Consider the following 17,737-nt stretch of genomic DNA (forward strand, 5'->3'; position numbering starts at 1 on the left):
AATGCCATGACCGAGCGATCCCATGCACTGCCTTTCGACCCGACCGGCCTGGTGCTCGACCGCCGCCGCGGCCTCAGCCAGCAGCTGTACCAGGCGTTGCGTGCGCGGGTACTGGACGGGCGCCTGGGCAGCGGTACGCGGTTACCCGCGACGCGGGACCTGGCCGCGATCCTGGCGTTGTCGCGCAACAGCGTGGTACGTGCCTATGACCAGTTGTACGCCGAGGGCTACATCGAAAGTCGGGTGGGCGACGGCACCTACGTGAGCCAGCTGCCGAAACTATCCACACAAGTATCCACAGGGTTATCCCTAGGCTTATCAACAGAGTTATCCACATTTCAGGCTTGTGATACTGAGGATTCATCCAGTTCGACAGCCTCCAGCGAGCCCTTGCAACGCCTCAATAAACACCATCTACCGTTGCCACGATCGGGTGCGCCACGGGCTTTTCGGGTGGGCGTGCCGGCGTTCGACCTGTTCCCATTCGAGGCCTGGGCCAAGCTACAAGCGGGTTTCTGGCGAAATCCCGCGCCTTCGCTGCTCGGTTATGGCGACCCCGCCGGAGAGCCGCAACTGCGCGAACTGATCGCGACATACCTACGGCGCTCGCGTGGCCTTTCCTGCACGGCTGAACAAATTGTGATCACCAGTGGCGCGCAACAGGCCATCAGCCTTTGTGCACAGCTGCTGTTGCAGCCAGGTGACGGCGTGGCTGTGGAAAACCCGGGGTATCGCGCCGCTGGCAACGCCTTTGCCTTGGCGGGGGCGCAAGTAAGGGGCGTGGCGGTGGATGGCGAGGGCATGGATTGCGCGCAGCTTGCCGGCTTGAGGGACTGCCGACTGGCCTACGTGACCCCTGCGCATCAATATCCGACTGGGGTGACCATGAGCCTGGCCCGGCGCTTGGCGCTGCTGGCCTGGGCCGAGCGCCAGGATGGCTGGATCATCGAAGATGACTACGACGGCGAGTACCGCTACAGCGGCGCGCCATTGGCGCCACTGGCCGCCCTCGATCGCCAGGGCCGTGTGCTGTACGTCGGCACATTCGGCAAGATCGCCTTTCCCGCGCTGCGCCTGGGTTACCTGGTGCTGCCGCAGCACCTTGCACAGGCGTTTGCCCGTGGCAAGGCGCTGGCGGTAAGGCATTCGGAGGTGAGTACGCAGTGCGTGATGGCGCAGTTCATGGCTCAGGGCCACTTTCAGCGGCATATTCGGCGGATGCGTCGTGCGGCACTGGCTCGGCGCAACGTCTTGCAGGCTGGCTGGCCGCAGGAGGTGGAGGGGCTTGGCAGCATGCCGCAGGTGGCGGCAGGGCTGCATGTGAAAGTGCCTGTGGATAACTTGGCGCGGGAGCAGGACCTGGTGGCGCGCGCCGAAGCGGTTGGCGTGGAGGTCAATCCGCTGAGCAGCTACTGGCTGGAGGACAGCGAAGTGCCTGTGGATGAGCGGGCAGGGCTGGTGCTGGGATTTGCGGCAGTGCCGGAGGGGGAGATCGCCGAGGCCTTGATGAAATTGCGCAAGGCTTGGCGTAACGGATGATACAACTGGCCGCGCGCGGTGGCCGGCATCCCGAACCACCGCGCAGCAAGCGCCTCAGGTCCCGGACTTGATCTTGGTCCAGGCGCGGGTTCGCGCACGCTCGGCATCACGCGGCAAGGGCTTGAGGGTATACAGCTTGGCCATAGCCTCGGGCGTCGGGTACAGGTTGGGGTTGTTACGGATCGCCGGGCTGACCTTGTCGGTGGCGTCCTTGTTCGGGTTCGGGTAGCCGACGAAGTCGCTGATCGGGGCGATCACTTCAGGCCGCAGCAGGTAGTTGATGAAGGCGTGCGCATCCTCGGGGTTGGTGGCGTTCTTCGGAATCGCCAGCATGTCGAACCAGATCGGCGCGCCCTCCTTGGGCAGGCGCATGTCCACCACCACGCCATTGTTGGCCTCGCGTGCGCGGTTGGCCGCTTGGGAGAAGCTGCCCGAATAGCCGACTGCCACGCAGATATCGCCATTGGCAATGTCGGCCATGTACTTGGAGGAGTGGAAGTAGGTGACGTTGGGGCGAATCTTCAGCAACAGGTCCTGGGCCTTCTGGTAATCGGCCGGCTTGCCGCTGTTAGGGTCCAGGCCCAGGTATGCCAGCGCCAGCGGCAGGATCTCCGACGGTGAGTCGAGCAGTGCCACCCCGCATTGCTTGAGCTTGGCGATGTTCTCTTCCTTGAAGATCAGGTCCCAGCTGTCCACGGGGGCATCCTCGCCCAGCGCGGCCTTGACCTTGGCTGGGTTGAAACCGATCAGCACGGTGCCATACATGTAGGGCACGGCGAACTTGTTGCCTGGGTCGTTGGCTTCGATCAGCTTCATCAGCGCTGGATCCAGGTGCTGCCAGTTGGGCAGCTTGCTGCGGTCAAGCGGCTGGAACACTCCGGCTTCGATCTGCTTGGCCAGGAACACGTTGGACGGCACCACCACATCGTAGCCGGAGTTACCGGTCAGCAGCTTGGCCTCCAGTGCCTCGTTGGTGTCAAAGATGTCGTACACCAGCTTCACCCCACTGTCCTTCTGGAAGTCGGTGAGGGTCTGCGGGGTGATGTAGTCGAACCAGTTGTACACCCTCAGGGTGCGCTGGTCGGCATGGGCGTGCAGGGCGCCGGCCAGTAGGCTGGCGGTGACGAGCGGGGCGAGCAGACGCTTGAAGCGGACCATGATCAGGCTCCTGGCAGGGCGCGCTGGAAGCCTTCCAGCACATTGACGGCGTTGATGCCGATTTCTTCCACAGCGTAGCCGCCCTCCATCACGAACAAGGTTGGCTTGCCGAGTTGGGCGATGCGCTGGCCCATTTGTAGATAGTCTGGGCTGTCCAGCTTGAACTGCGAAATTGGATCGTCCTTGAACGTGTCGACCCCCAGCGACACCACCAGTACCTCGGCGTCGTAGTCGGCGATGCGTTGGCAGGCGTCCTCCAGGGCCGCGCTCCAGGCCGCCCAGTCGCTGCCAGCGGGCAGCGGGTAGTTGATGTTGCAGCCTTCGCCCTGGCCTTCGCCGGTTTCGTCGGCGTAACCCAGGAAGAACGGGAATTCGTCCTGCGGGTCGCCGTGGATCGAGGCGAAGAACACATCGTTGCGCGTGTAGAAGATGTCCTGGGTGCCGTTGCCGTGGTGGTAGTCGACATCCAGAATGGCCACCTTGCGCCGGCCTTGGTCGAGGAATGCCTGGGCCGCGATGGCGGCGTTGTTCAGGTAGCAATAGCCTCCCATCACTTCGGCGCCCGCGTGGTGCCCTGGGGGGCGGCACAGGGCGAACGCCGCATGGGCGCCTTGCTGGATCGCGGCCTGGGCGGTGAGGGCCACTTGCGCTGCGCTGTAGGCCGCTTGCCAGGTACCGGCAGTGATCGGGGCGCCGGCATCGAAGCTGTAGTAGCCCAGCTCGCCGTGCAGGCCGGTGGGCTTGATGTGGCGCAGGGTGCGGGCCGGCCAGGTGAACGGCAGCAGGTCGCCATCGTGGCCCAGGGAGGCCCAGCGGGCCCAGGCGCCTTCGAAGAAATTCAGGTAGTCGGCGCTGTGGATGCGCTGGATCGGCGCACGGCCGAAATCGGTCGGTCCCTGGACCGCACCGAGGTTGCGTCGCTTCACTTGCTCAAGTACATGGTCGGCGCGCGAGGGCATTTCGAAGCATGGCATCAACTGGCCGTCGATCAGCTCGCAGCGGCCGTGGTGCAGGCGGTGGTCATCGGAATAGATCGTCAGCATTTGTTGTTCTCCAGTAGGGCTGGCGTGAAGCCAATTCTGCTGGGCGGGCGGCAAACCGGGGGACGGTCCAAACGGCCAAAAGGGGATCGATGTGGCCAAGTCATCCTCGCCGGCCTAGTTGCCGGCAAGTGCCGATCAACCCCGGAAATGACTAGGAGCGACACCGCTCCAGCGCTGAAACGCATGCCTGAAACTGGCGGTTTCGCTGAACCCCAGGGTCTCGGCAATCTGGTAGATCGGCATTTGGTCTTCGGCCAGCAATTGCTTGGCCCGCTCGAAGCGCAATTCGTCCAGCAACTGTTGATAACTGCTGCCCAGTGCCTGCAAGTGTCGGCGTAAGGTACGCGAGGAACAGTTCATCTGCCGCGCCAGCCCCTCCAGCCCCGGCGCTGCGTCCAACTGCTGTTGCAAGCGTTGGCGAATACGCCCCAGCCAAGCCTGGCGCCCGGTGAACTCAAGGTTCAGGCGACGGCAGCGTTCGCCCATTGCCTTGTGGGTGATCGGGTCGGCCAGCGGTAACGGCGTGTCCAGCCAGCGGCGTTCGAAGGCGAAGGCGTTGTCACGTGCCTCGAACCCCAGCGGGCACTGGAATGCACTGGCATAGAGCGTGTGGTAACTGGGGCGTGCATGTTCGAAGCGGGCCGCCAGCAGGGGCAGTGGGCGGCCGAGCAGGTCGTCGCAGATCACCTTGAGCGAGGCCAGGCAAAACTCGGCGTTGAATGCCGCCAGTCCTGGTGCATCGTAGTGTTCGCTGGCGCTGAGCCAGATACGCTGGCCATCATCGACCAGACGCAGTTGGAAGACGGTTCCCAACAGTGCCGGAAATTGCAGCGCCAGGCGCAGGGCGTCACCCAAAGTGGCACTGGAGAGCAGTGCGTAACCGAGCATCCCGTAGCACGACACGTGCATGCGTCGGCCTAACTCCAGGCCGATGTCCTCGCGGCGTGCCACGGCATTGGCGCACACCTGCAACTCTTGCTGGGTGGTGATACGGGCGTCGGCGTGGCCGAGGTCCGCCGCGCCAATGCCGCTGCCGGCGAGCATCTGTTGCGGCGTCACGCCGTCCTCCTCGAACACCTTGAGGATCAGCGAAACGGCATTGAGTGTGGTCAGGTGGCTGTGCAGCATGCTCGGTATCCCGTTGGGCTGAGGGACATTATGGAGCAAGTTGTGTGCCGGGACGTGAGGCGCGCGCGACCATAAAAAAAGGGCCCGCAGCGTGCGCTCGGGCCCTTGAAAGGTTGAGAGGTGTCTAGTCCCTCGACCTGGTGAGACGGTGTGCAGCTATCGGGTTACGCCTTCAGCGGAACCAGACGTGGAGCGATCATGTTTTCCGGGCGCAGGATGTCGTTGAGCATCGCTTCGTCCAGCAGCTGTTCCTCGCGCACCAGTTCCAGCACGCCGCGACCGGTTTCCAGGGCGACGCGGGCGATACGGGTGGCGTTTTCGTAGCCGATGTACGGGTTCAGGGCGGTGACCAGGCCGATCGAGTGCTCGACCAGTTCACGGCAGCGCTGTTCGTTGGCAGTGATGCCGACGATGCAGTGCTCGCGCAGCATGTCCATGGCGCGCTGGAGCAGGCGGATCGAGTCGAAGATCTTGTAGGCGATCAGCGGCTCCATCACGTTCAGCTGCAGTTGGCCACCTTCGGCGGCGACGGTCAGGGCCAGGTCGTTGCCCATGATGGCGAAGGCCACTTGGTTGACGGCCTCCGGGATCACCGGGTTGACCTTGCCTGGCATGATCGAGCTGCCTGGCTGGCGTGCTGGCAGGTTGATCTCGTTGATGCCGGTACGTGGGCCGCTGGACAGCAGGCGCAAGTCGTTGCAAATCTTCGACAGCTTGACCGCAGTGCGCTTGAGCATGCCGGAGAACAGCACGAAGGCGCCCATGTCGGAGGTGGCTTCGATCAGGTCGGCGGCAGGCACCAGCGGCTGGCCGCTGATGGCAGCCAGGCGTTGCACGGCAAGGGTCTGGTAGCCAGGGTCGGCGTTAATGCCGGTGCCGATTGCGGTGCCGCCCAGGTTGATTTCGGTCAGCAGTTCCGGGGCCAGCGAGCGCAGGCGCTGCAGGTCTTCGGTCATGGTCGTGGCGAAGGCACGGAATTCCTGGCCCAGGGTCATCGGTACGGCGTCCTGCAGCTGGGTGCGGCCCATCTTCAGGACGTGGTCGAACTCTTTACCTTTGGCGGCGAAGGCCTGGATCAGGCTGTCGAGGCTGGCCAGCAGGGCGTCGTGGCCCAGCAGCAGACCCAGACGGATCGCGGTCGGGTAGGCGTCGTTGGTCGACTGCGCCATGTTCACGTCGTTGTTCGGGTGCAGGTGCTGGTATTCACCCTTCTGGTGACCCATGACCTCCAGCGCGACGTTGGCGATGACTTCGTTCGCGTTCATGTTGGTGGAGGTGCCGGCACCCCCTTGGATCATGTCCACCACGAACTGGTCATGGAAGTCGCCCTTGATCAGTCGGGCACAGGCGGCGCTGATGGCAGCGTGCTTGGCATCGCTCAGGTGGCCCAGCTCACGGTTGGCGTCGGCAGCAGCCTGTTTGACCATGGCCAGGGCCACGACCAGCTTGGGGTAGTGCGACAGCGGCACACCGGAGAGGTGGAAGTTGTTGGCAGCGCGCAGGGTCTGGATGCCGTAGTAGGCATCGGCAGGGACTTCGAGGGTGCCAAGCAGGTCTTTTTCGACGCGGAACGATGCAGCGGAGGACATGATAGATATCATCTCGATTTTGGCCCGGCACATGCCGGAATGGCGCCAATCCTAGGCCTGAAGCCGATTTTGCGGCCAATGCTGTTGCACGCTAACCTATGCACAAACGGCATACGGTTTGATGTGACGTCAATTGATAAACGAGCGTGTTCCATTTTGGTGCACGCGTTGCGGAGTAATCGATGAACCTCGAAAGCAAATGGCTGGAGGACTTCAGTGCCCTGGCCTCCACCCGCAGTTTTTCCCAGGCCGCCGAGCGCCGTTTCGTCACCCAGCCGGCTTTCAGCAGACGTATCCGCAGCCTGGAGGCAGCCTTGGGGCTGACCCTGGTGAATCGGTCCCGCACGCCCATCGAGCTGACCGAGGCCGGGCAGCTTTTTTTGGTCACTGCGCGTACCGTTGTCGACCAGTTGAGCGAAATTCTCCGCCATTTGCATCATCTTGAAGGTGGTCAAGGCGAGGTCATCCAGGTGGCTGCCGCGCATTCGCTGGCGTCGGGCTTTTTCCCCCGTTGGGTGGCGCAGTTGCGCAACGAGGGTTTGAACATTGCCACGCGCCTGGTGGCGACTAACGTCGGGGATGCCGTGCACGCGTTGCGCGAAGGGGGCTGCGACTTGATGCTGGCCTTCTACGACCCTGATGCGGCCTTGCAGATGGACGCCGAGATCTTCCCGTCGCTGCACATGGGCAACACCGAGATGTTGCCGGTATGCGCGGTGGACGCCGACGGCAAGCCGCTGTTCGACCTCGAAGGCGAGGGCAGTGTGCCGCTGCTAGCGTACAGTGCAGGGGCCTTCCTTGGCCGTTCGGTCAATCTGCTGCTGCGCCAGCGCAACCTGCGCTATACCACGGTGTATGAAACGGCCATGGCCGACAGTCTCAAGAGCATGGCGCTGGAAGGCATGGGTATCGCCTGGGTGCCAAGGCTGTCGATGCGCGGCGAGCTGGAGCGCGGCGAATTGGTGATCTGCGGTCCCAGCCAGTGGCATGTGCCACTGGAAATTCGCTTGTATCGCTGCGCGCTGGTGCGCAAAGCCAACGTCCGCGCGTTGTGGCGCAAGCTCGAATCGGCCGGTTCGCTTGGGGAGCCTTCAGTGTGAGTTGTATTTGAGGTATTCGCTGATGTTGGCGCGATTCTGATCGCTATACCGATAACAGTGGGAACGCGCCGGGATACGCGGATGGGTGTAGGTTTCGCAGATCCACCCGTTGAACTTCAGCTCCGCGTCCTCATGAGTGGCTGAGAGCATATGGCCTATTTCGTGAGCAGGGGCCGAGTAGGTGGCTATCGAGGCTATTGCAGTGGTTCCTTTCATGTAGGCCAGACCTGCCTTGTAGTTCAGGCCGCTGTGATCGTAACTGTCGCGCGTCATCAGCAAGTGCTTGTCCATGAACGAGAAGATCCGATTCGAGATCAAGTCGCCGATCTCGCGGGTGAATGCTTGAAGAATCTCGGTCGATGGAAGGCCGTGGTAGGCAATATCGGTGATTCCGGGTACGTTGCGCCGAAAGATCAGCTCGACTGGATGTTTGGTAAACGTATGCATTTCATCCAGCCAATGCTGGAAATAATCGTGGTGCAGTTGAGCATCGGCTATGTCACTGAGGTCATCGTGCAGGTAGACGGTCACCACCAGCGAACGGGCGGCACTGGCGCTAGGCAGTTGCAGGCACAGCGACAAACCGAACAGGATCGAGAGCAGGTAGTTTTTTTTCATGGTGCCTCCACAGGGCAGGAACAGGGAGGCTCGATATTCATGCGCAGGCCTGGTGCCCGGCAGTCGGAAAACTTGTCCCGCGAGACAGCTTGCCCTTTGATCTGACCTGTGCTTGCAGGGGTGGGCGACGTCGTTGCAAATACGCTACAATCCCCCGCCTTCGGTCGACCTGGCCGATTCAGAATCCGTATGACAAGCCACGCTGGCCCACCTGCGTGGCTTGTTGCTTTTAGCGCGCCAGAAGGCGCTTGCAAGAGAGGCTCGACGATGAGTGCACTGGTTGGCGTGATCATGGGCTCCAAGTCCGATTGGTCCACCCTTAGCCACACCGCCGATATGCTGGAAAAACTCGGCATCCCTTACGAAGTGAAGGTGGTTTCCGCTCACCGCACCCCGGACCTGCTGTTCCAGTACGCCGAGGAGGCCGAAGGCCGTGGCATCGAGGTGATCATCGCCGGTGCCGGTGGCGCTGCCCACCTGCCAGGCATGTGCGCCGCCAAGACCCACCTGCCGGTGCTGGGCGTACCGGTGCAATCGTCCATGCTGTCGGGTGTCGATTCGCTGCTGTCTATCGTGCAGATGCCCGCTGGCGTGCCGGTGGCTACCCTGGCCATTGGCCGTGCGGGTGCGGTCAATGCCGCGCTGCTGTCGGCCAGCATCCTGGGAGCCAAGCATCCACAGTTCCACGCGGCGCTCAAGCAGTTCCGCACGGAGCAGACCGACACCGTGCTGGACAACCCAGATCCGCGCCAGGCTTGAGGCTCACGACATGAAGATCGGTGTAATCGGAGGTGGCCAGCTGGGCCGCATGCTGGCCTTGGCGGGCACCCCGCTGGGCATGAACTTCGCCTTCCTCGACCCGGCCCCGGATGCCTGCGCCGCACCGCTGGGCGAGCACCTGCGCGCCGACTACGGCGACCAGGATCACCTGCGTCAGTTGGCCGACGAAGTCGACCTGGTCACCTTCGAGTTCGAGAGCGTGCCGGCAGAAACGGTCGCCTTCCTCTCGCAGTTCGTGCCGGTCTACCCGAGCGCCGAAGCCCTGCGCATTGCCCGCGACCGCCTGTTCGAAAAGAGCATGTTCCGTGACCTGGGCATTCCGACGCCGGCGTTCGCCGACATCCTTTCCCAGGCCGACCTAGACGCCGCAGTAGCCAGCATCGGTCTGCCGGCCGTCCTCAAGACCCGTACCCTGGGCTACGACGGCAAGGGCCAGAAAGTACTGCGCACGCCTGAAGACGTGGTCGGCACCTTCGCCGAACTGGGTAGCGTGCCGTGCTTGCTGGAAGGCTTCGTGCCGTTCACCGGCGAGGTCTCGCTGGTGGCCGTGCGCGCCCGCGATGGCGAAACCCGCTTCTACCCGCTGGTCCATAACACCCACGACAGCGGCATCCTGCGCCTGTCGGTGGCCAGTGACGCGCACCCGCTGCAAGGCCTGGCCGAAGACTACGTCGGTCGCGTGCTGCAGAAGCTGGACTATGTCGGCGTGATGGCGTTCGAGTTTTTCGAGGTGGACGGTGGCCTGAAGGCCAACGAGATTGCACCGCGAGTGCACAATTCCGGGCACTGGACCATCGAAGGTGCCGAGTGCAGCCAGTTCGAGAACCATCTGCGTGCCGTCGCCGGCCTGCCGCTGGGCTCGACGGCCAAGGTCGGCGAGAGCGCCATGCTCAACTTCATCGGCGAAGTGCCGGCAGTGGACAAGGTCGTGGCCATCGAGGGCTGCCACCTGCACCACTACGGCAAGGCCTTCAAGGCCGGGCGCAAGGTCGGGCATGCCACCCTGCGCTGTCAGGACATGGCCACGCTGAAGGCCAAGATCGTTGACGTAGAGGCGTTGATCGCCGGCTGATCGAACTTCCGGCGGGCTTTGCCCCTCTGAAATGGCAACACGCCAGAGCGCTGTCTAGGCTTTGGCGTGTTCCATCTTCACTTCAGAGGGATAGCCATGGGCATCATTGGAACCATCTTCATCGGCTTGATCGTCGGCCTGCTGGCGCGCTTCCTCAAACCAGGCGACGACAGCATGGGCTGGATCATGACCATCCTCCTCGGCATCGCTGGCTCCCTGGTCGCCACCTATGGCGGGCAAGCGCTGGGTATCTACCAGGCCGGACAGGCAGCAGGCTTTTTCGGGGCCTTGGTAGGCGCCATCGTGTTGCTGGTGATCTACGGCTTCATCAAGAAGAACTGAACACAGGCTAGAATGCCCGGCAATTCAATTTCGAGTTGCCGAGCACTGCCATGCGCGCGTTATTTCTGATCCCACTGTTGTTCGCCAGCACCCTGGCCCACGCCGAACTGCCTGAAACCGACTGGCTGGAACTGATGCCCAAGTCGGACCAGAAAGCCCTCGAGCAAATGCCCGAAATCGACCACAACTCCCCGGAAGCCATGGGTACCTTCACCGCAAAAGGCGGGATGAAGCAGGCCAAGGGCTTGCCTGCGGTGATGTATTCGACCAAGACCGTGGCGGCCATGAATGGCAAGCAGATTCGCCTGGGTGGCTACCCTGTGCCGCTGGAAAACGATGCCAAGGGCAACAGCACGCTGTTCTTCCTCGTACCGTATCCGGGGGCCTGTATCCACGTGCCGCCGCCGCCGCCGAACCAATTGGTGCTGGTGCGCTATCCGAAGGGACTGAAGCTTGACGATATCTACACGCCGCTGTGGGTCACCGGCACGCTGAAGATCGAGAAAGTCAGCAATGACCTGGCCGATGCGGCCTATGCGCTGGATGCGGGGCAGGTGAGGGTTGTTGAAGACGCCGATCTTTGACCGCCCGTACCGGCCTGTTCGCGGGCAAGCCCACGCACAGGCCGCTACCACGAGGCAAGATTCAGAGGGTTTCACAACCGATGCTGAGCCCCAGGGTATGGCTTGCCCCAGGTTTGAGTTCCACCACGTCGTCCCACACATTCGCGGTCTCGATGCACAGCATGCGCTGCCAGCCATCGTCGGCCATGTCCGGCAACGCCTTGGCGCGTTCGGTCCAAGGGTTCCAGATCACCGCCGAGCGTGAGCCGCTGCTGGTCAGGGTGATGCGCCGGTTCCAGTGTGGGTCGATGATGCTCAGGCGCTGCGGGGTGGCCCGGTAGATGCGGTCGGTTTCGCCGCTGAACGTCAGTGCGCCTGATTGCTGGCGCTGTTCCCAGTCGGCCAGGGTTTCGATGTACCCGAGGCCTTCGACCCCCTCGACCTGCGCCTGGCGTACGTCGCTCACCGCAAAGTAGCTGTGCAGAGCCTGGCTGATGGTGACTGGCTGCTGGCCGAGGTTGTGGCTGGTTAGGCTCAGCGCAAGTTCGTCACCCAGCACGATCGTGAGCTTCAGCTCGACGTTGTGCGGCCAGCCCGGCAGATCTCCCTGCGCGCTGGGCAAGGCGAATTCGATGTGCAGCTTCGCGTCCTGTTCCTCGGCCCTCAGCAACTGCCAGTCACGGTTACGCGCAAGGCCATGGGCTGGCGCCTGCTCGGCGTGGTACATGGCCTGTACGCTTTGCGGGTTGCGCTGCAGATTGCCAAACCAGGGCCAGCACACCGGTACACCGGCACGTACCGAGGTGCCCTGGCGGAAGATGGCCTGGTCGCTCAGCCATAACAGCGGTGGCTCGCCCACCCGCTGATAGCTGAGGATCTGCGCGCCCTGCTGGGCGATCAGGAGTTCGGCGTGCGCGCTGCTGATGCGCCAGCAGTTGAGTTCGCCATGTTGCTCGGATTCGACCTTGAAGTTAGCCATTGCGCTCGTCTCATTGAATGCCTGTGGGCCGTTGGACCCGATGACGTGCAATGAGTTTACCGCTCGCCTGGCTCAGCGACGAGGCACCGAGCGGGTGCGGCCGCTGCCGTCGATGGCAACGAATACGAATACCGCTTCGGTCACCTTGCGCCATTCGCTGGACAGCGGATCGTCGCTCCACACTTCTACCATCATCTGGATCGAGCTGCGGCCAATCTCCAGGGTCTGGGTGTAGAACGACAGCTGTGCGCCCACGGCCACCGGCACCAGGAAGGCCATGCGGTCGATGGCCACGGTGGCCACGCGTCCGCCAGCGACACGGCTGGCCATGGCGGTACCTGCCAGGTCCATCTGGGCGACCAGCCAACCGCCGAAGATGTCGCCAAAGCCGTTGGTTTCGCGCGGCAGCGCGGTGATCTGCAAGGCCAGGTCGCCCTGCGGGATAGGATCTTCTTGTTCGAGCTCAATCATGCCGAGGGGCCTCTGACCCGTGACGCTTCGTTGGTGGCGCAATGGTGGACGCCGTGAAAACCCATCAGCCGGACACTGACAACGGTTTGGGCGGCCAAAGGGAGACTCTGCGAAACAGTCTGACAGTAACTGTCTTACGTTTTCGCACAACCTCCCGCAATAAAAGCAACCGTTTCCTACGAGCGGTCAGTATATAGACCCTCACAGCCAGCGACGACCGCGCATTCATGAATATCCGTACGGATTTGGTATGGCTATCGGCAGTGCTGGGCAATTTGTTATCTTCAGCGCCTCCTATATTCCAGAAGCCGCGCGCCAAGCGGCCTGTAGACCAACAAGAGAACGTCGATGACCTCCGTGCCGAGCAGTATCGAGCAGCCGACCCGGCCGCTGACCCGCCGTGACTACAAGACCCTTTCACTGTCCGCCCTGGGTGGTGCGCTGGAGTTCTACGACTTCATCATCTTCGTGTTCTTCGCCACCGTGGTGGGCAAGCTGTTCTTCCCCGCCGATATGCCCGAATGGCTGCGCCTGATGCAGACCTTCGGCATCTTCGCCGCTGGCTACCTGGCGCGCCCCTTGGGCGGTATCGTCATGGCCCACTTCGGCGACCTGCTCGGACGCAAGAAAATGTTCACCCTGAGCATCTTCATGATGGCCCTGCCGACCCTGGTGATGGGCTTGCTGCCGACGTATGCGCAAATCGGCCTGTGGGCGCCGGTCCTGCTGCTGATGATGCGTGTGATCCAGGGCGCGGCGATTGGCGGTGAGGTGCCAGGCGCCTGGGTGTTCGTCTCCGAGCACGTGCCGGCGCGCAACACCGGCTATGCCTGCGGCACCCTGACTGCTGGCCTGACCTCGGGCATCCTGCTCGGCTCGCTGGTGGCCACGCTGATCAATACGCTGTACACCCCCGAACAAGTCGCCGATTACGCCTGGCGTATTCCGTTCCTGATGGGCGGTATCTTCGGCCTGTTTTCGGTGTACCTGCGCCGCTGGCTGCACGAAACCCCGGTGTTCGCCGAAATGCAGGAGCGCAAGGCGTTGGCCGAAGAGCTGCCGCTGCGCGCGGTGCTGCGTGATCACCGTGGTGCGGTGATCCTGTCGATGCTGCTGACCTGGCTGCTGTCGGCCGGCATCGTGGTGGTCATCCTGATGACCCCGGCGCTGCTGCAGAGCCTCTACCACATCAGCCCCACCGACTCGCTCAAGGCCAACAGCCTGGCGATCGTGCTGCTGAGCGTGGGCTGCATCGGCGCCGGCAGCCTAGCCGACCGCTTCGGCGCAGGCCGGGTATTCGTGATCGGCAGCCTGATGCTGCTGGCCAGCTCCTGGGCCTTCTACCACAGCCTGCCGACTCGCCCGGACCTGCTGTTCCCGCTGTACGCCATCACCGGCTTGTGCGTTGGGGTGATCGGCGCAGTGCCGTATGTGATGGTCAAGGCCTTCCCGCCGGTGGTGCGTTTCAGCGGCCTGTCGTTCTCATACAACCTGGCCTACGCGATCTTCGGCGGCCTGACCCCGATGGTGGTCACCGGCCTGCTCAAGGTCAGCCCGATGGCTCCGGCGTATTACGTGGCGTGCTTGTGTGCGGTGGGGCTGTTGATCGGCTGCTACCTGCTCGCCAAGAAGCGCTAGCGACATAGACGCGGGCTTGCCCCGCGACCTTCATCTTCCAGCCGCCGCCGGTTCTGCCTGCGGCGGCTTTTCATTTTCTGACCGACTCGGCCCGCTCTGATTTCCCTGATGTTCAGCACGCCATCCCCGCCTGAAACATGCCGCAAAGGCCATCCCCGATCATCGGTGATGGCCTTTCATCCAATTGTCACATTGAAGTCATATGGTGTTCATGCGGCCTGCAGATACTTGGGCCCGATCCATCACAACCCCTACGATATTCCTGCTAGGAGCAAGGCATGAAACTGAAGCGTTTGATGGCGGCCCTGACCTTTGCCGCCGCTGGCGTCGCTGCCGCCAATGCGGTCGCCGCTGTCGACCCTGCCATCCCGACCTACACCAAGACCACTGGCGTATCGGGCAACCTCTCCAGCGTCGGTTCCGACACCCTCGCGAACCTGATGACTCTGTGGGCTGAGGCCTACAAGAAGGAATATCCGAACGTAAACATCCAGATTCAGGCTGCTGGCTCGTCCACCGCGCCACCCGCCCTGACCGAAGGCACCGCCAACCTGGGCCCGATGAGCCGCAAGATGAAGGACGTCGAGCTGCAGGCCTTCGAGCAGAAGTACGGCTACAAGCCGACCGCCATCCCGGTGGCCGTCGATGCCCTGGCAGTCTTCGTGCACAAGGACAACCCGATCAAAGGCCTGACCATGGCTCAGGTTGACGCCATCTTCTCCTCCACCCGCCTGTGCGGTGGCAAGGCTGACGTCAAGACCTGGGGTGATGTCGGCGTGAAGGGCGACCTGGCAAACAAGCCAATCCAGCTGTTTGGCCGTAACTCGGTATCGGGCACCTACGGCTACTTCAAGGAAGAAGCCCTGTGCAAAGGCGACTTCAAGCCTAACGTCAACGAACAGCCAGGTTCGGCTTCGGTCGTGCAGTCGATCAGCTCCTCGCTGAACGGCATCGGCTACTCGGGTATCGGCTACAAGACCGCTTCGGTCAAGACGGTCGCCCTGGCCAAGAAAGAAGGCGGCGAGTTCATCGAAGACAACGAAGCCAACGCCCTGAACGGCACCTACCCGCTGTCGCGCTTCCTGTACGTCTACGTCAACAAGGCGCCGAACAAGCCGCTGGCCCCGCTGGAAGCTGAGTTCGTCAAGCTGGTCCTGTCGCAAGCTGGCCAGCAGGTTGTCGTGAAAGACGGCTACATCCCGCTGCCTGCCAAAGTGGTCGACAAGACCCTGGCTGACCTGGGCCTGTCCCACGCTGGCAACGTTGCAAAGAAGTAACTAGGCAGTAATCGGAAGAGGCCGGCCGCACATGCACCGGCCTCTTTCCATGAATTCGTCAGTCCGAGGCCAGGGGTCCTGAGCGTCGGGCTTTGTTGCGTCACTGCACTGTCATGTTTTTGTCATACGGGACCGCTAGGGTGTGCGCATGAATGATCTGGCCAACTCCACAATGACCCAAAATTCTCCGCCGGTGCGTATTGATTTCAATACGCCAGAGTTGCAACGCAAGCGCCGCATGCGCGCCCTCAAGGATCGCCTGACCCGCTGGTATGTTCTGGTGGGCGGGCTGGCCGTGCTGGCTGCGATCACGCTGATCTTCTTCTACCTGGCCTACGTGGTGCTGCCGCTGTTCCAGGGCGCCGAATTGACCAGCAAGAAGGCCCTGGAGCCTGCCTGGCTGCAACAGGATGCCGGCAAGCCGCTGATGATCGCCCTTGAAGAGCAGAACCTGGTGGGCATGCGTGTCTCCGACAAGGGCCAGGCTCTGTTCTTCGACACCAAGACCGGCAACGCGCTTAAGCGCGTCGACCTGCCGCTGCCTGCCGGTACCCAGGTCAGTTCCATCAGCACCGACCAGCCGGGCAGCCCGCTGGTGGTTCTGGGGCTGTCCAACGGCCAGGCGATCGTGTTCCATCACACCTACAAGATCACCTACCCGGACAACAAGAAGACCATCGAGGCCGGTATCGACTACCCCTATGGTCAGGACCCGTTCACCCTCGACGATGAAGGCCGCGCGCTGGAGCACGTGAGCGTCAACGTCAATGGTGACACCCTGCTGCTGGCTGGCTCCACCGGTTCGCACCTGCAGGTGGTCCAACTGTCGCGCACCGAGAACATGATGACCGGTGAAGTGACCACCGAGCAGAATCGCATCGAGCTGCCGCAGATGACCGAGGCGGTGAAGAACATCTTCGTCGACCCACGCCAGCAGTGGTTGTACGTGGTCAACGGGCGTGCCACCGCTGACGTGTTCAGCTTGCGCGACAAGAGCCTCAACGGTCGCTACAAGCTGCTCGAAGACGGCAACGCCGAAATCACCGCCACCGCCCAGCTGGTTGGCGGCATCTCGCTGATCTTCGGTGACTCCAAGGGCGGCCTGAGCCAGTGGTTCATGGCGCGTGACCCGGATGGTGAGTCGCGCCTGAAGCTGATCCGCAGTTTCCAGCTGGGCAAGGCCCCGGTGGTGCAGATCGACGCCGAAGAGCGCCGCAAGGGCTTCATCGCCCTGGACAGCGAAGGCAAGCTGGGTGTGTTCCACAGCACCGCGCATCGCACCTTGCTGGTCGAGCCCGTCGCCGAAGGCGCCGGCGTGCTGGCCCTGTCGCCGCGCGCCAACCGCATCTTCATCGAGCAAGGCAGCAAGCTGCTGCCGCTGAGCCTGCGTAACCCGCACCCGGAAATCTCCTTCAGTGCGCTGTGGGGCAAGGTCTGGTACGAGAACTACGACGAGCCCAAGTACGTGTGGCAGTCAACCGCCTCGAACACCGACTTCGAACCCAAGCTGAGCCTTTCGCCGCTGACCTTCGGTACGCTCAAGGCCGCGTTCTACGCGATGATCCTGGCGGCCCCGCTGGCCATCGCCGCCGCCATCTACACCGCTTACTTCATGGCCCCGGGTATGCGCCGCAAGGTCAAGCCGGTGATCGAGCTGATGGAAGCGATGCCGACGGTGATCCTCGGCTTCTTCGCCGGCCTGTTCCTGGCGCCGTACCTTGAAGGCCACCTGCCCGGCGTATTCAGCCTGCTGCTGATCCTGCCGGTGGGCATCCTGGTGGCAGGCTTTGCCTGGAGCCGCCTGCCGGAGTCGATCCGCCTGCGTATTCCGGATGGCTGGGAAGCGGCGATCCTGATCCCGGTGATCCTGGCGATCGGTTGGTTCGCGCTGTCCATGAGCCCGTTCCTCGAAAGTTGGTTCTTCGGCGGCGACATGCGCTTGTGGATCACCAACGACTTAGGCATCACCTACGACCAGCGCAACGCCCTGGTAGTCGGTATCGCCATGGGCTTCGCGGTCATCCCGAACATCTACTCCATCGCCGAAGACGCCGTGTTCAGCGTGCCGCGCAGCCTCACCCTGGGCTCGCTGGCGCTGGGCGCCACGCCTTGGCAGACCCTGACCCGCGTGGTCATCCTCACCGCCAGCCCGGGTATCTTCTCGGCGCTGATGATCGGCATGGGCCGTGCGGTGGGCGAAACCATGATCGTGCTCATGGCCACCGGCAACACCCCGGTGATGGAACTGAACCTGTTCGAGGGCATGCGCACCCTGGCCGCCAACGTGGCCGTGGAAATGCCTGAATCGGAAGTCGGCGGTAGCCACTATCGTGTGCTGTTCCTCGCCGCCCTCGTGCTGCTGATGTTCACCTTCGTGATGAACACCTTGGCCGAGCTGATTCGCCAGCGCCTGCGCAAGAAATACTCGTCGCTTTGATAG

16 protein-coding genes are annotated in these 17,737 nt (G+C 62.8%); 9 read left to right on the forward strand and 7 right to left on the reverse strand.

The features are described from left to right. Positions 1-6 precede the first annotated feature (6 nt). Positions 7-1,539, forward strand: coding sequence for a PLP-dependent aminotransferase family protein (locus ACNFIC_RS08715; RefSeq protein ID WP_416780791.1), 1,533 nt, complete (start codon positions 7-9; stop codon positions 1,537-1,539). A gap of 54 nt (positions 1,540-1,593) precedes the next feature. Here the strand turns inward: ACNFIC_RS08715 and ACNFIC_RS08720 are convergent, their stop codons facing one another. From ACNFIC_RS08720 to aspA, 4 genes are all read right to left on the reverse strand, one after another. Next, the gene (locus ACNFIC_RS08720; protein WP_138220725.1) at positions 1,594-2,697 is read right to left on the reverse strand and encodes an extracellular solute-binding protein; all 1,104 of its coding nucleotides are present in this window, start codon (positions 2,695-2,697) and stop codon (positions 1,594-1,596) included. A 2-nt stretch (positions 2,698-2,699) separates the two neighbouring features. After that, entirely contained in the window at positions 2,700-3,740 is a 1,041-nt protein-coding gene (locus ACNFIC_RS08725; RefSeq protein ID WP_138220724.1) for a histone deacetylase family protein, read from the reverse strand. A 135-nt stretch (positions 3,741-3,875) separates the two neighbouring features. Next, complete coding sequence (locus ACNFIC_RS08730; protein WP_416780794.1) at positions 3,876-4,868, reverse strand: AraC family transcriptional regulator; 993 nt, start codon at positions 4,866-4,868, stop codon at positions 3,876-3,878. A 164-nt stretch (positions 4,869-5,032) separates the two neighbouring features. Further along, the gene (gene aspA / locus ACNFIC_RS08735; protein ID WP_138220722.1) at positions 5,033-6,457 is read right to left on the reverse strand and encodes an aspartate ammonia-lyase; all 1,425 of its coding nucleotides are present in this window, start codon (positions 6,455-6,457) and stop codon (positions 5,033-5,035) included. A 182-nt stretch (positions 6,458-6,639) separates the two neighbouring features. Here aspA and ACNFIC_RS08740 point away from each other — a divergent pair, with 182 nt between their 5' ends. Beyond that, a complete protein-coding gene (locus ACNFIC_RS08740) occupies positions 6,640-7,557 on the forward strand; it encodes a LysR substrate-binding domain-containing protein (RefSeq protein WP_416780797.1) in 918 nt (305 codons plus the stop codon). On the opposite strand, the gene ACNFIC_RS08745 is transcribed toward ACNFIC_RS08740, so the two are convergent. Continuing rightward, on the reverse strand, positions 7,549-8,175 hold the full coding sequence (locus ACNFIC_RS08745; RefSeq protein ID WP_138220720.1) for a hypothetical protein: 627 nt from the start codon (positions 8,173-8,175) through the stop codon (positions 7,549-7,551). The genes ACNFIC_RS08740 and ACNFIC_RS08745 overlap by 9 nt on opposite strands. Positions 8,176-8,442: 267 nt before the next feature. Here ACNFIC_RS08745 and purE point away from each other — a divergent pair, with 267 nt between their 5' ends. From purE to ACNFIC_RS08765, 4 genes are all read left to right on the forward strand, one after another. After that, complete coding sequence (purE, locus tag ACNFIC_RS08750) at positions 8,443-8,934, forward strand: 5-(carboxyamino)imidazole ribonucleotide mutase (protein ID WP_038411454.1); 492 nt, start codon at positions 8,443-8,445, stop codon at positions 8,932-8,934. 10 nt (positions 8,935-8,944) lie between these two features. Then, complete coding sequence (locus ACNFIC_RS08755; RefSeq protein WP_138220719.1) at positions 8,945-10,027, forward strand: 5-(carboxyamino)imidazole ribonucleotide synthase; 1,083 nt, start codon at positions 8,945-8,947, stop codon at positions 10,025-10,027. A gap of 96 nt (positions 10,028-10,123) precedes the next feature. After that, positions 10,124-10,369 (forward strand): GlsB/YeaQ/YmgE family stress response membrane protein, encoded by a 246-nt coding sequence (locus ACNFIC_RS08760; protein ID WP_138220718.1) that lies wholly within the window; start codon positions 10,124-10,126, stop codon positions 10,367-10,369. 50 nt (positions 10,370-10,419) lie between these two features. Then, a complete protein-coding gene (locus tag ACNFIC_RS08765) occupies positions 10,420-10,953 on the forward strand; it encodes a DUF3299 domain-containing protein (RefSeq protein WP_171030986.1) in 534 nt (177 codons plus the stop codon). 61 nt (positions 10,954-11,014) lie between these two features. Here ACNFIC_RS08765 and ACNFIC_RS08770 read toward each other — a convergent pair whose 3' ends face one another. Beyond that, positions 11,015-11,911, reverse strand: coding sequence for a D-hexose-6-phosphate mutarotase (locus tag ACNFIC_RS08770; protein ID WP_138220716.1), 897 nt, complete (start codon positions 11,909-11,911; stop codon positions 11,015-11,017). A 72-nt stretch (positions 11,912-11,983) separates the two neighbouring features. Continuing rightward, positions 11,984-12,382, reverse strand: coding sequence for an acyl-CoA thioesterase (locus tag ACNFIC_RS08775; RefSeq protein WP_003253317.1), 399 nt, complete (start codon positions 12,380-12,382; stop codon positions 11,984-11,986). A gap of 348 nt (positions 12,383-12,730) precedes the next feature. Between ACNFIC_RS08775 and ACNFIC_RS08780 the strand changes: the two genes are divergently transcribed. From ACNFIC_RS08780 to ACNFIC_RS08790, 3 genes are all read left to right on the forward strand, one after another. Further along, the gene (locus ACNFIC_RS08780) at positions 12,731-14,020 is read left to right on the forward strand and encodes an MFS transporter (RefSeq protein ID WP_416780801.1); all 1,290 of its coding nucleotides are present in this window, start codon (positions 12,731-12,733) and stop codon (positions 14,018-14,020) included. Positions 14,021-14,298: 278 nt separating this feature from the next. Then, positions 14,299-15,297 carry a phosphate ABC transporter substrate-binding protein PstS gene (locus ACNFIC_RS08785; RefSeq protein ID WP_138220714.1) on the forward strand — a complete coding sequence of 333 codons (999 nt, stop codon included), beginning with the start codon at positions 14,299-14,301 and terminating at the stop codon, positions 15,295-15,297. Positions 15,298-15,445: 148 nt separating this feature from the next. Then, entirely contained in the window at positions 15,446-17,734 is a 2,289-nt protein-coding gene (locus ACNFIC_RS08790) for an ABC transporter permease subunit (RefSeq protein WP_138220713.1), read from the forward strand. The last annotated feature ends 3 nt before the right edge of the window (positions 17,735-17,737 follow it).

It is taken from the genome of Pseudomonas sp. NY15463 (assembly GCF_048068415.1).
GTDB lineage: Bacteria > Pseudomonadota > Gammaproteobacteria > Pseudomonadales > Pseudomonadaceae > Aquipseudomonas > Aquipseudomonas mosselii_C.

Coding starts and splice junctions, on each gene's coding strand:
- ACNFIC_RS08715 (WP_416780791.1), top strand. CDS start 7: ATGACCGAGCGATCCCATGCACTGCCTTTCGACCCGACCGGCCTGGTG.
- ACNFIC_RS08720 (WP_138220725.1), bottom strand. CDS start 2,697: ATGGTCCGCTTCAAGCGTCTGCTCGCCCCGCTCGTCACCGCCAGCCTA.
- ACNFIC_RS08725 (WP_138220724.1), bottom strand. CDS start 3,740: ATGCTGACGATCTATTCCGATGACCACCGCCTGCACCACGGCCGCTGC.
- ACNFIC_RS08730 (WP_416780794.1), bottom strand. CDS start 4,868: ATGCTGCACAGCCACCTGACCACACTCAATGCCGTTTCGCTGATCCTC.
- aspA (WP_138220722.1), bottom strand. CDS start 6,457: ATGTCCTCCGCTGCATCGTTCCGCGTCGAAAAAGACCTGCTTGGCACC.
- ACNFIC_RS08740 (WP_416780797.1), top strand. CDS start 6,640: ATGAACCTCGAAAGCAAATGGCTGGAGGACTTCAGTGCCCTGGCCTCC.
- ACNFIC_RS08745 (WP_138220720.1), bottom strand. CDS start 8,175: ATGAAAAAAAACTACCTGCTCTCGATCCTGTTCGGTTTGTCGCTGTGC.
- purE (WP_038411454.1), top strand. CDS start 8,443: ATGAGTGCACTGGTTGGCGTGATCATGGGCTCCAAGTCCGATTGGTCC.
- ACNFIC_RS08755 (WP_138220719.1), top strand. CDS start 8,945: ATGAAGATCGGTGTAATCGGAGGTGGCCAGCTGGGCCGCATGCTGGCC.
- ACNFIC_RS08760 (WP_138220718.1), top strand. CDS start 10,124: ATGGGCATCATTGGAACCATCTTCATCGGCTTGATCGTCGGCCTGCTG.
- ACNFIC_RS08765 (WP_171030986.1), top strand. CDS start 10,420: ATGCGCGCGTTATTTCTGATCCCACTGTTGTTCGCCAGCACCCTGGCC.
- ACNFIC_RS08770 (WP_138220716.1), bottom strand. CDS start 11,911: ATGGCTAACTTCAAGGTCGAATCCGAGCAACATGGCGAACTCAACTGC.
- ACNFIC_RS08775 (WP_003253317.1), bottom strand. CDS start 12,382: ATGATTGAGCTCGAACAAGAAGATCCTATCCCGCAGGGCGACCTGGCC.
- ACNFIC_RS08780 (WP_416780801.1), top strand. CDS start 12,731: ATGACCTCCGTGCCGAGCAGTATCGAGCAGCCGACCCGGCCGCTGACC.
- ACNFIC_RS08785 (WP_138220714.1), top strand. CDS start 14,299: ATGAAACTGAAGCGTTTGATGGCGGCCCTGACCTTTGCCGCCGCTGGC.
- ACNFIC_RS08790 (WP_138220713.1), top strand. CDS start 15,446: ATGAATGATCTGGCCAACTCCACAATGACCCAAAATTCTCCGCCGGTG.